We start from the raw sequence: 11,940 nt of genomic DNA, 5'->3' as shown, positions 1-11,940 counted from the left end.
CGCGAGCGGCGAGCCATGCGGCCGGCGCCGCGTACCTTCACCCCAAGGCCAGCGCCCATCAGGTCAAACACATCCTCGGTGCGGCGGCGAACGCGGCCCGGGCGGCGGAGCTGGCCCCCGAAGCCGACGGGCACGCCGCCGGGGAGGCTGTCGAACGGGCCCTCCGCCATGCCCCGCCTGCGGTCACCACGGTCCTGGCGCGGCTGCCCGCGGCCCCCGCCGGTGGCGGCCGCGTGGGTGAGCTCGTCCGCGACCTCGACACCGCTCTCCGGGGCCGGGACGGGTGGTGAACAATCGAACTGCCGGGTCCACGGACCAGAGTTCGCTTCAGGAGACCACCATGCCCCTCGCCCTTCCTCCGCTGTTCCACGTCGGCATCGTGGTGTCGGACTTCGACCGTGCCGTCGCCGACTACGAACGGCGGTGGGCGGCCACGACCGAGCGGGTCACGGACCTCAGCTTCACCGCGGCCCGGCTCCACGGGGAAGAGGTCTCCTGCTCGGCCCGCTACGGCTTCATCAACACCGGAGCGTCCGAGATCGAACTGATCCAGCCCCTCACCGGCCGCTCGCCCTACACGGAGTTCCTGGAGACCAACGGCGAGGGCGTCCATCACCTCGCCTACGTCGTGGAGAGCGTCGACGCGTATCTCGCCGCGCTGCGCGAGGCGGGCGAGGAGCCGCGGGTGGTCTTCGACGCGGCCGTCGCTGACGTCACCCGCTTCGTCTACCTGGACGATCTGGCGCACGGCCCGGTCGTCGAGCTGATCGAGACCTCCGTCTGATCGCGACCTCCGTCCGGAGTGCCTGACCGTCGGCGCGGTCGCCCGATCGGCGTACCCGCGCCGTACGTCCTCCTCCGTGCGAAGGAGCGGGCGCCAGCCGAAAGGCGGGAGCCGGCGCGGAGTCGGTGATACCCGCGGACGAAATACCCCCGAGGCCGGCCCAACGAGTGCCCAGGTGCGTGTTTGGTGAGTGCTGCGGGGCACTGCGCCTCGTAGCCGTGCTCGCACACGGCCGACCACGAGGAGCACTCATGTCGAAACGCACACTCACGCTCGCCGCGGCGACTGTCACCGCCGTCTTGGCGGTCACGGCATGCGACACGAGCGCGAAGGAAGTCGGTGACGCGTCGCTGCGCACCTTGGTCTCGAAGCTGGGGGAAGTCTCGTTCAAAGAGGAAAACCACCCCATAGACGGGGAGTTGTCCTGTGCCACCTCGGACGGGAAGTCCTACACGATCACCTGCACGGGGCACGACACGTCGAAGAAGCCGGTACGTCTGGTCGTCAAGGCGGACCGGAAGAAGGACGTCTCGTCCAGCAAGCCGGATCGCATCCGGGCCACGAGCGTGATCGGGACGGTCGACGGCAAGGAGGTCTTCAGCCAGAAGTGCCTCGGCTCGGCCTGCTGACCGGCAGACCCCGCAGCCGGATCCGGATGCTCCGTAGGATCACCGGCATGGCGTTGCGACCTGTTCAGGTGAACATCAAGGCTCTTGACGGCTCGGCGGTCGGCCGGTTCTGGGCGGAGGCGCTCGGCTGGAGTGTTTTCCGGCCCGGTGTGACCACGTACGTCGCACCAGCCGGCGAACTCGTCTGGCCGCACTCGGTCGACGTCTGCCTCGACATCGTTCCGGTCCCGGAACCCAAGTCGGCGACGAAGAACCGTGTGCACCTCGATCTCGCCACCCGATCCGCCGCCCATCAGGCGGAGTTGGTCGCCCGCCTCCAGGCCCTCGGTGCGACGCCCGCGCAGGTGGGCCAGGGAGACGTGCCGTGGACGGTCCTCGCCGACCCGGAGGGCAACGAGTTCTGTGTGCTGGAGCCCCGCGAGGTCTACCGGGACACCGGGCCGATCGCCGCCGTGGTGGTCGACTGCGAGGACCCGCGGGCCATGGCCCGGTTCTGGGGCCGGGCGATGGACTGGACGGTGCGCGAAGTGACCGACGAACAGGCGACGTTGCGCTCCGCCGGGGGGGTCGGCCCGTATCTCGAATTCCTCCGCGCGCCCGGCGGGAAGACCGTGCCGGACCGCGTCCACCTCGACCTGCTGCCGTACCCCGGTGACGACAGGGCGGCGGAGGTGGCCCGGCTGCGGGCCCTCGGCGCCACCGATCTCGACGTCGGCCAGGGCGATGTCCCGTGGACATGTCTGGCCGACCCCGAGGGCCACGAGTTCTGCGTCCTCGCCCCGTCCTGATCCGGGGCGAGGGTCGCAGCCGCAGGGCCGAACCGACCCCGCCGACCCGCTACTTGGCGATGACGGCGACCGGCGCGTCCCACGCGTTGCGGTCGACGGTCAGGGTGACACCGCCGTGGATCTCCTTGCTGTTGGCGATGTACTGATGGGCGCGGCGGTGACCGGTGTACAGCGACGTGCTCCAGCGCCAGTCGGTCGTCGTTGTCTTCTTCTTGTCCCACAGCGCGTACCAGAGGGCGTCGGGCAGATCGGTGCGGCTCTTCGCTGTCGCGACGGCCGCCGCGCTGGAGGACGTGAAGCCGTAGTAGCCGGACCAGTACTTCTTCGCGTGCACGGCACGGGTCCAGGCACGGACGTAGGTGAGGACCGCGGTGTTGCAGGAGGCGTTGGCGGTGTCGTACGGCTCCATGTCGAGGTAGAGCGCGCTGCCCGCCGTCATCTTGAGCGCACTCGCCTTGGCGACGGCGTCGTTGCCGTCCCGGGTGCCCTGGGCCGCCGCCGTGGAGGCGACGATCCTGTCGGTGTTGCGGCTGGTCTGGCACGGCGGCTGCGCGGCCACGTACAGCGGCACGAGCTTCCAGCCGGAGGCGGAGACCGATCTGACCCATGAGGCGGTCAGCTGCGGCTGGGCGCAGCCACGGTTCTTCCCGCCGATGTAGACGGCGGCGGCGCCGTAGAACTTCGACGCCTTCCACGCCTTCATCGTGGCGAGCGAGGGCGCGGTGCAGGTGTCGAACGCCCGGCCCGCGTAAAGCGAGGGCGCCGGCAGTTTCGCCGTGGACGCCGTACCGGTGACGGCGTTGGCGGTGACCGCCCCGCCGGCTGCCAGCACGACGCCTGCGGCGGCCCACGCCACCACGCGGTTGCGCTTGGACATACGGTGCTTGGACATTCTCTGTTCCCCCCACATACCGGTCGGCAGACCATACTCCGACGGGCATCGATCCAGGGCCGCTACGCACGGCCGATGGGAAGATCAGACCATTCACCCGCAGAGCGTGCGACAGCGGGTCGGCACGGACAAGCGAGTACCGGGCGGCTCCGAACGGGTGGATTCGCGAGAACACGTTCGAAAAGGGGTCCCTCGCGGCGGATTCGGATGGTGATGTGGCCGCCCGAACCCTGACTGGAAGAGGTGCCACGGCATGCGACGTACGCCCCGCCGCCGACTGCTCGCCGCGACACTGTTCGTCGCGTCCGTCGTGATTCCGATGACGGCGGCTCCGGCCACGACCGTCCAGGCCACGACGGTGCGAGCCACTGACGCCCGCACCACGCCCGCCGACGGGCACCCGGGGGGCCGGCCGGCCGCCGGCGGTCTCGGCCCCGTCCTGACCGCCCGGCTCGACAAGACGATCGAGGACGTCCGCCGGCAGGCGGACATTCCCGGTGTCGCCGTCGGCCTGTGGATGCCGGGCAAGGGAAGCTACGTCCGCGCGACCGGCGTCGCCGACACCGTCACCGGCCGGCCGATGACCGTCAACCCCTACGTACGGATCGGCAGCGAGACCAAGACCTTCACGGTCACCGCGCTCCTCCAGCTCGTGGACGACCACCGGATCCGGCTGGACGACCCGATCTCCCGCTACGTCCACGGTGTGCCGAACGGACACCACATCACGCTCCGCCAACTCGCCGAGATGCGCAGCGGATTGTTCCCGTACACCTCCGACGAGGACTTCAACCAGGCCCTGTTGAGCGACCCGGAGCGCTACTTCACCCCTCATGAGGTGCTCGCGTACGGCTTCAAGCACCCGAACACCGCCGCGCCGGGTACGCAGTTCGAGTACTGCAACTCCAACCTGGTCCTGCTCGGTCTTGTGATCGAGAAGGTCACCGGTCACCCGCTCGCCGACGTCATCGACCATCGGGTGCTCCGCCCCGCGGGCCTGCACGACACACTGTTCCCGCACGGACCCGAGTTCCCCGAACCGCATCCGCACGGCTACACCGACCAGACGCCGAGCGGAGCCGTCGGCGACGCCACCGACTGGAACCCCAGTTGGGCGTGGGCGGCGGGGGCGATGATCTCGAACCTGCACGACCTGCGCCGCTGGGCGGACGTCGTCGCCACCGGAAAGCTGCTCAGCCCGCAGACCCAGGCACAGCGCCTCACGACACTGCCGACCGGCTTCCCCGGCACCACGTACGGCCTCGGCATCTTCGAGACCAACGGATGGATCGGCCACAACGGCTCCATCCCGGGGTACGAGACGGTGACCGTCTATCTGCCCTCGCAGCGGGCCACCCTGGTGATCATGATCAACACGGACATCACCACCGGGGGCGCGGAGCCGTCCACCCTCCTCGCCCGCGCGATCACGGCGGTCGCTACCCCCGACAACGTCTACGACGGCTCGGTCGTCACACGCTAGGTCGTCACACGCGTGGTCGTCACAAGCTCGGTCGTCACACGCCAGGTCGCGCCGCCCGGGCCACGCTCAGGCCAGGACACCTGCGGGTGTCCGTACCGCCTGACGCAGCTGGGCGGCGTCCTGGCTCGGGGGCGCGCCGAACTGACGGCGGTACTCCCGGCTGAACTGGGAGGGGTTGTCGTACCCGACCCGATGGCCCACCCCGGTGACGTCGCCGGGGTGGGTGGCGAGCAGCAGCCGGGCCTCCTGCAGCCGGATCTGCTTCTGGAACTGGATGGGGCTCATCGCCGTCACCGACTGGAAGTTGCGGTAGAAGGCGGAGACGCCCATGCCGGCCTGGCGTGCCACGTCCTCGACCCGGAAGGGCTGCGCGTAGTGCTCACGGATCCAGCGCACGGCCCGTGAGACATGGCTGAGGCTGCTGTCCGCAAGGCCGAGCTGGCGCACCGTCGCGCCGTGCTCGCCGTTGATCAGCCGCCACAGGATCTCGCGCTTGATCAGCGGGGCCAGGACGGCCCGGTCGCGTGGCTCGTCGAGCAGGCGCAACATCCGCACCACCGCGTCCAGCAGCGCGTCCGGCGCGTCGCTGACGGCGATCCCCGACGGCGCGCCACCGCTGGTACGGGGGGTGTGCGCGGCCCCGGACCCGGTTCCGAGCAGCAGGTCGGCGATGGCGGACGGTTCCAGGACGAGGCCGAACCCCAGCGCGGGCTGCTCGGGGTCGGCCCGGGTGAACTGTCCCGTGACAGGCAGGTCGACGGAAGCGACCAGATACTGCCCGGGCCCGTACTCGAACACCCGCTCCCCCAGGGCGAGGCGCTTGGCGCCCTGGACGATGACGGCGAGGAGCGTACCGGACATCGAGGGCGCGGGCGGATCGGAGCGGTCGACCTTCGAGATGTGGACACCGTCGATGGCGGTGGTCCAGTCGGGCCGCGCGTGGCGGGCCAGCAGGGTGCGGTGCTCATCGAGGTTCATCCGTCCATTGCAACACCACCGCGCGCCATGACTCCCGCGATCGGGAGGATTGTGCAAGGGTTGGCGAGCATCGGTCTAACGTTTGCGCAGGTCACAGCGGTTCAATGGAATTACTGGTTCTCCGGTGGAGCAGAAAAATGTCTGCTCGTCGACACGGATCGCCTGGATTCCACCTCACACGCCGCTGCCACCTCGCAAGGAGCACAACGTGAAGACCGTTCTGATCACTGGCACCTCCTCCGGATACGGGCGCGCGACCGCCCTCCACTTCCACGAACAGGGGTGGAACGTCATCGCCACGATGCGGACGCCACGTCCGGGCATCCTGCCCGACTCGGACCGGCTCCGCGTCGTCGCCCTGGACGTGACGAGCCCGGAGAGCATCGCCGAGGTGTTCGCGACGGTGGGCCCCGTCGATGTCCTCGTCAACAACGCGGGCGTGCCCTCGATCAGTGTGTTCGAGGGCACGCCCATGGCGAGGGTGCGGGAGGTCTTCGAGACCAACACCTTCGGTGTGATGGCGATGACGCAGGCGGTGCTGCCGCAGTTCCGTGAGCGTGGTTCCGGCGTGGTGGTGAATGTGACCTCCAGCGTGGTGCTGGGCCACATGCCGCTCTCGGCCGTCTACAAGGCCAGCAAGCTCGCCGTTGAGGGGTTCACCTCGTCCCTCTCCCTCGAACTCGCACCGTTCGGTGTGTACGCGAAGACGGTCGAGCCGGGCGCCTGCCTGACGACGAACTTCGCGACCAGGGCAACCGGCGGCGGATCCCTGGACACACTCGTCCCCGAGCCCTACGCGCCGTTCGCGAAGAAGGCCATGGACGACTTCACGGGCCAGGACGTGTTCACCAAGGAGAGCGACGTCGCCGAGACGGTATGGCGGGCCGCCCACGACACCACTGGCCAGCTACGGTTCCCGGCAGGCCCCGACGCGATGGCACTCGCCCAGGCGAAGTAATCGGCGTCCCGCCACCCTACGAGGGCGTCCACGGGATCGGCGCGTACCGCGAGACATGGCCGCCGTTCTTCGCGTGGCAGGCACAAGACGCCACGTTCGAGATCGAGTCGTTGGACATCACCGCCGGAGACGATGTGGCGTTCGCGCACGCCCTGCTGCGGTGTGGAACGCCGCAAGACTTCGCCGAGCAGCCCGAGAACCGTCTACGTCTCCCACTCGGGCTGCGCAAGGAACACGGTCGGTGGGTCGTGGCGCACGAACACCACTCGTTCCCTCACACCGTCGGCGGGTAGCCCGCGCCGGCGTCGCCACTCGGACGCGGGGCAAGTCCGTGACAGCCGGGGCCGATCCCCCGTCAAGGAGGACCGGACCCCGACGGGCCCTGTCAGCGTTCCATCATGCGCAGGCCGGCCTCGTCGTGAGTGGCGCCCGCGGCCGGCGGAAGGCCGGTGAGCGTGGCGAGTTGCGCCTCGCTGAGGTGCACCTCGTCGGCGGCGGTGTTCTCCTCGACCCGGGCCACGCGCTTGGTGCCGGGGATGGGTGCGATGTCCTCGCCCTGGGCCAGCAGCCAGGCCAGGGCAACCTGGGCCGGGGTGGCACCGATCTCGGCCGCGACGGCGGCGACTTCGTCGGCCAGACGCAGGTTGTGCCGGAAGTTCTCCTCGGTGAACCGGGGATTGCCGGCGCGGAAGTCGGTGGGGTCGAACTCGTCGGTGGAACGTACCTTGCCGGTCAGGAAGCCGCGTCCCAGTGGTGAGAACGGGACGAAGCCGATGTTCAACTCGCGCAGCACCGGCAGGACATGGGCCTCGGGGTCGCGGGTGAACAGCGAGTACTCGGACTGTACGGCGGTGACCGGGTGGACGGCGTGGGCGCGGCGGATGGTGTCGGGTCCTGCCTCGGACAGACCGATGTGCCGGATCTTGCCCTCGGTGACCAGCTCGGCCAGGGCACCGACCGTGTCCTCGATCGGCGTGGTGGGATCGACGCGGTGCTGGTAGTACAGGTCGATGTAGTCGGTGCCCAGGCGCGAGAGGGAGCCCTCCACCGCCGTACGGACGCCGGCCGGACTGCTGTCCGTGCCACCCTCGCGGCCGGTGTGGGAGATGAGACCGAACTTCGTCGCCAGGACGACCTGCTCGCGGCGGCCCTTCAGGGCGCGGCCGACCAACTCCTCGTTGGTGTAAGGGCCGTAGACCTCTGCGGTGTCGATGAACGTGACGCCCAGTTCGAGGGCCCGGTGGATGGTACGGACGGACTCGGCGTCGTCGCTTCCGGCGCCCGTGTAGCCGTGGGACATCCCCATCGCGCCCAGGCCGACGCGGGCAACGTCCAGGTCACGCAGTTTGATGTGTTTCATTGGCTTCGTCTCTCCTCGTTGGCTGTCGCTACGCCTCCGGGTCGCGCGCGATCCAGCCCGGTGAGTCGAGCCGGATCGCGGCGTCCCCGACGAGCGTGCGGAGTGTTTCTTCGAGCGCGGCGATCGAGGTAGCACCCACCTGCTCCTCCCACTGCTCACGCATCTCGTCGAAGATCGCTTCACCCTGTCGCACCATCGCGAGTCCGCGCTCGGTGACGCGCAGTCGCGTCCGGCGGCGGTCGGCCGAGTCGGCTTGGCGCACGACGTAGTCGCGTTCCTCCAGCGCGGCGATCGTCTTCGCGGCCGCCTGTCTCGTCACCGACATTCTGCGTGCGAGCTCGGTGGCGCTGTCGGCGCCGGACAGAATCGAGTGGAGGGCGAAGTCGTGCACCGGCCGTACGTCCTCGTACCCGCGCTCGGCGAGTTCGACGGTGGCCCGATCCGCCAGCGTGCGGAAGCCGGCGAGCAGGAGCAGCGCGAGATCGGCGCCTGATCTGGACATGCGGCCAGCATACGGCCCCCTTTGACAAGAGCAACCTGGTTGCCTATCGTGGTACGCAACCAGGTTGCCTATTTAGGAGCTTCCCATGACCACGATCACGCCCCCGGGCGCCACCCTTCCCGGCGTCACCCATCACCTCGCCGACGTCAACGGAACACAACTGCACTACGTCTCCGCCGGCACCGGCGGCTCGCCGATCCTCCTGGTGCACGGCTGGCCGGAGACCTGGTGGGCGTTCCGCGAGCTGATCCCCCTGCTCGCGCCGACCCACCGGGTCTTCGCCCTCGACCTGCGCGGGTTCGGCGACTCCGGCAACGCCGACACCGAGTACGGCGAGGCGGTCTCGGCCGAGGACCTGCACCATCTCGTGGCACACATCGGCGCGGGCCCGGTTCACATCCTCTGCCAGGACATCAGCGGCGGCACAGGCTTCCGCTTCGCGGCCACACACCCCGAGGACGTCATCAGCCTCACCGGAATCGAGACGACCCTGGCCGGCTTCGGATTCGAGGCCCTTGCCGACGTCAACAACCACGGCTCGTGGCATGTCGGATTCCTCGGCGCCCCGGGCATCGCCGGCATGCTCCTCCCGGGCCATGAGCGGGAGCTGCTGGCCGACTGGGCCTTCCCACTGATGAACGGCACGCCGGGCTCCATCGACGCAGGCGACGTCGACGAGTTCGTACGAAGCTACGCGCGCCCGGACGCCTGGCGGGGCACGGAGGGTCTCTACCGGGGCATTTTCACCGACCGCGGCGCGACGAAGGCGCTGGCCGAGTCACACCCGATCGCCGCGCCGGTGCTCACGGTTGAGGCCGCCGGGCATGGAGGCATCACCGAACGGACCTTCCGCCAGGTGACCGCCGGCGAGGTCACCGCTGTGCAGTTCGACAAAGTGGGCCACCTCATCGCGCAGGAAGCTCCCGAAGCACTCGCGGCCACACTGCTGGAGTTCACGGCAAGGGTCGACACCAAGCGGACCTGAGCACCAACCACCAGGACAGGCCAACCTTGATGCCCCATATGTCACAGAAATAGTTGCCACACGGCACGCTTCTCGGGGTGAACACTCTGGTGCACACCGTAGTCACGTTGGCCGAAAGGAGCGCTCGTGGTCCCGCATTCGCTCGCCATACGGCAACCAAACAGTCAAGATCCGTCAAAGGACCACTCGTAGCGGTCCATATCCCCCCACCGCGTCACCGCCCGGTGCCACGCGTCCACAGCTGACGCGGCCCGCGTCGGCCAGCTCTCCAGGGGGAAGAGCGATGACCACCAGCGACCCACGCACCGCGCGCCAACCGTCCACCTCGGCCACCCGCCGCGCGGGTCAACTCCTCTGCTGGGCACACGCCTTCGCCATAACCCTCACCGCGGTCGAAGCCGTCACCCACCCCACCGCCGCCTGGTGGCCCCCTGTATGGCCCACAGCCTGGGCCCTCACCGCCGCGGCCTTGGCCTGCTGGCTCACCCTCCGCACGATCGAAAAACGCCGCGCCCATGCGGACGGGGTCACCGCCGCCGAGAGCAGCTCTGCTACGTCCGCGGCCCGGAGGGCATCAGTGTCGGACCGGCCGAGCAGCTGAGCTGAGACAGCAACGCGCCGCCTGCCGGGCTCATGGCGCGCCGCACCGCGGGACGGGTGCGGCGCGCCTTGAGGGCGCATTTCGTGCTTCAACGTTGGGGTCGCGCGCCCCCGTCGCCTCAACGCATCCCGGGAATAAGACAGTTTGCGTCGGGTAGGGCGTCTCACTGCGATGAACTGGTTACTGCCCGCACATGGCGGAGTACCTGTTTCGCATGTATTGACCCGACTGAGGAACGGACTGGCTCATGACAACGGTTCTGTTGGTACACGCAGTCCCTTTGTGGCGGGCCTCGTTGGCGAGCCTGCTCAGCAGCGATCACGTACTCCACGTACGGACGACGGACAAGGGCGGAGTCCAGGCCGCGTCCGAGGAGTCGCTCCCGGACATCTTCGTGGCCGACCTCGACTGTCCGTACTCGGTCGAGGTGCTGATGGAGGTGGAGTCGGTACGCAAGTCGATGGACAGTGAAGGGGCGTTGGTCGTCCTGGCCCGGCGCGACCGGCCCGGCGGGCTGCGAAGAGCCTTCGCCGCAGGCGCGCGCGGCTACATAGACAAGTACGGTCCGGTCAAGAGCCTGCCCGACGTGATGCGCAAGATCGCCGACGGCGGGCGGCACATCGACGAATCACTGGCCTTCGGGCTGCTGCAGGCCGCCGATCTGCCGCTGTCCGCACGTGAGTTGAGCGTGCTCTCGCTGGCGGCCGAGGGCGAGTCCATCGGCGCTATAGCGGGCGCCCTCCATCTAAGCAGCGGAACGGTACGCAACTACATGGCCGCGGCCATCCGCAAGTGCGGCGCCCGCAACCGGCAGGACGCGATACGTCTGTCGAACCAGTTCGGCTGGCTGTGAAGCGATACGCCGGGTACGGAGCGCCGGGTACGGAGCCGTCCTACGGCGCCCGGCCCGGCTCCGGTGCCCATGTGCCGGTCAAGTCCCGGTAGAGGGCGGAGCTTTCGAGCAGGTGGGCCGAGGTGCCCTGCGCCGTCCGGGCTCCGTCCACCACCAGTATCCGGTCGGCGCGCGCCGCCGACGTCAGCCGGTGGGCGATGACCACGAGCGTCCCGGCGCGCGCGGCGAGCGCGGTCTCGGCCCGCGCCTCGGCCGCCGGGTCGAGGTGGCTGGTGGCCTCGTCGAGGATGAGCAGCGGGGCCGTGGCGAGATGGGCCCGGCCCAGGGCGATGAGCTGGCGTTCGCCCTGGGACAGCAGGGCGGGCTCGACCATGGCGTCCGGTCCGCCGAGCCGGTCCAGCAGACCGTGCAGGCCGAGAGCGTCCACCGTCTCGGCGATGTCCTGCTCGGACGCGTCGGTACGGAGGTAGCGCAGGTTGTCCCGCAGGGACGCGGTGAACACGTAGGCCTGCTGCGGAAGGAGCGTACGCGCGCTCCTGGGGTCCAGGTCAGCCGTGGGACGCCCGTACCAGCGCACCTCTCCCCCGGTCGGCGGGACGACCCCGGCGAGCACCGCGGCGAGCGTCGACTTGCCGCTGCCGCTGGGCCCGACGACCGCGAGGTGTTCGCCGCGCCGGACGGTGAGGTCCAACCCGTCGAGCACGGGCCGGGCGGACGGGCCGTACGCGAAGGTGACCTTCCGCAGCTCGGCCACCACGGGACCGGAGGGCGCGGACCGGCCGCCGCCGGCGGTGGCGGTGGCGTGCCGGATCTGCGCCGGGACCGGCGTCCCGGACGGGGCCGGTGCGGTGGCGGACGGCGGCTCGGCGGGCGGTGGTACGGGGTTGGTGAACCGGTCCAGTACGACCACCAGGCGCCCCCCGGCCGTGCCCAGCATGCTCATCAGGGCGTGTACGGCCGGGGCCAGCGCCTGGGTCAGATAGGTCAGCGCCCCCACCAACGCACCGCCGGTGAGGCCTCGGCGCATCAGCCAGGGCGCGGCGAAGAGCAGGAGCAGGGGCGGCACCCGGCCGCAGACCGCGAGCGCGACGACGCGCACGGCGGCCCACCGGGCGAGCGAACGCGCC

Annotated in this window: 12 protein-coding genes and 2 pseudogenes; 9 read left to right on the top strand and 5 right to left on the bottom strand. The window is 69.8% G+C overall.

The genetic code is table 11. The features are described 5' to 3' along the window. From HY68_RS44155 to HY68_RS28045, 4 genes and pseudogenes are all read left to right on the top strand, one after another. Positions 1-290, top strand: a pseudogene (locus HY68_RS44155) (exonuclease SbcC); the annotation flags it as partial. 50 nt (positions 291-340) lie between these two features. Continuing rightward, positions 341-784: a VOC family protein gene (locus HY68_RS28055; RefSeq protein ID WP_041993969.1), complete on the top strand. Its 444-nt coding sequence runs from the start codon at positions 341-343 to the stop codon at positions 782-784. A 251-nt stretch (positions 785-1,035) separates the two neighbouring features. Continuing rightward, a complete protein-coding gene (locus tag HY68_RS28050; RefSeq protein WP_041993966.1) occupies positions 1,036-1,413 on the top strand; it encodes a hypothetical protein in 378 nt (125 codons plus the stop codon). Between the two features lie 47 nt (positions 1,414-1,460). Continuing rightward, positions 1,461-2,201, top strand: a complete 741-nt coding sequence (locus HY68_RS28045; protein WP_041997389.1) for a VOC family protein — start codon at positions 1,461-1,463, stop codon at positions 2,199-2,201. 49 nt (positions 2,202-2,250) lie between these two features. Here the strand turns inward: HY68_RS28045 and HY68_RS28040 are convergent, their stop codons facing one another. Continuing rightward, positions 2,251-3,093 (bottom strand): glycoside hydrolase domain-containing protein, encoded by an 843-nt coding sequence (locus HY68_RS28040; protein WP_041993963.1) that lies wholly within the window; start codon positions 3,091-3,093, stop codon positions 2,251-2,253. Positions 3,094-3,346: 253 nt separating this feature from the next. Here HY68_RS28040 and HY68_RS28035 point away from each other — a divergent pair, with 253 nt between their 5' ends. Next, complete coding sequence (locus HY68_RS28035) at positions 3,347-4,576, top strand: serine hydrolase domain-containing protein (protein WP_041993960.1); 1,230 nt, start codon at positions 3,347-3,349, stop codon at positions 4,574-4,576. A gap of 66 nt (positions 4,577-4,642) precedes the next feature. Here HY68_RS28035 and HY68_RS28030 read toward each other — a convergent pair whose 3' ends face one another. Next, complete coding sequence (locus HY68_RS28030; RefSeq protein WP_041993957.1) at positions 4,643-5,554, bottom strand: AraC family transcriptional regulator; 912 nt, start codon at positions 5,552-5,554, stop codon at positions 4,643-4,645. Between the two features lie 208 nt (positions 5,555-5,762). Between HY68_RS28030 and HY68_RS28025 the strand changes: the two genes are divergently transcribed. Both HY68_RS28025 and HY68_RS41135 read left to right on the top strand, forming a co-directional pair. Beyond that, a complete protein-coding gene (locus HY68_RS28025; protein ID WP_041993955.1) occupies positions 5,763-6,512 on the top strand; it encodes an SDR family oxidoreductase in 750 nt (249 codons plus the stop codon). Between the two features lie 5 nt (positions 6,513-6,517). After that, positions 6,518-6,805 (top strand): annotated as a pseudogene (locus HY68_RS41135) (nuclear transport factor 2 family protein); the annotation flags it as partial. Between the two features lie 92 nt (positions 6,806-6,897). Here HY68_RS41135 and HY68_RS28020 read toward each other — a convergent pair. Together HY68_RS28020 and HY68_RS28015 are read right to left on the bottom strand one after the other, a co-directional pair. After that, entirely contained in the window at positions 6,898-7,872 is a 975-nt protein-coding gene (locus HY68_RS28020) for an aldo/keto reductase (protein ID WP_041993952.1), read from the bottom strand. A gap of 28 nt (positions 7,873-7,900) precedes the next feature. Then, positions 7,901-8,374 carry a winged helix DNA-binding protein gene (locus HY68_RS28015; protein WP_041993949.1) on the bottom strand — a complete coding sequence of 158 codons (474 nt, stop codon included), beginning with the start codon at positions 8,372-8,374 and terminating at the stop codon, positions 7,901-7,903. A gap of 85 nt (positions 8,375-8,459) precedes the next feature. Between HY68_RS28015 and HY68_RS28010 the strand changes: the two genes are divergently transcribed. Next, positions 8,460-9,359, top strand: a complete 900-nt coding sequence (locus tag HY68_RS28010) for an alpha/beta hydrolase (RefSeq protein ID WP_041993946.1) — start codon at positions 8,460-8,462, stop codon at positions 9,357-9,359. An 848-nt stretch (positions 9,360-10,207) separates the two neighbouring features. After that, positions 10,208-10,813 carry a response regulator transcription factor gene (locus HY68_RS28000; protein WP_041993940.1) on the top strand — a complete coding sequence of 202 codons (606 nt, stop codon included), beginning with the start codon at positions 10,208-10,210 and terminating at the stop codon, positions 10,811-10,813. A 40-nt stretch (positions 10,814-10,853) separates the two neighbouring features. Here HY68_RS28000 and HY68_RS27995 read toward each other — a convergent pair. Beyond that, a partial coding sequence (locus HY68_RS27995) for an ABC transporter ATP-binding protein (protein WP_041993938.1) occupies positions 10,854-11,940 on the bottom strand: 1,087 nt, incomplete at its 5' end.

It is taken from the genome of Streptomyces sp. AcH 505, assembly GCF_000818175.1.
Classification (GTDB): Bacteria; Actinomycetota; Actinomycetes; order Streptomycetales; family Streptomycetaceae; genus Streptomyces.
Note: the sequence above shows the minus strand (reverse complement) of the source record. Positions and strands in the feature narration are given on the sequence as shown.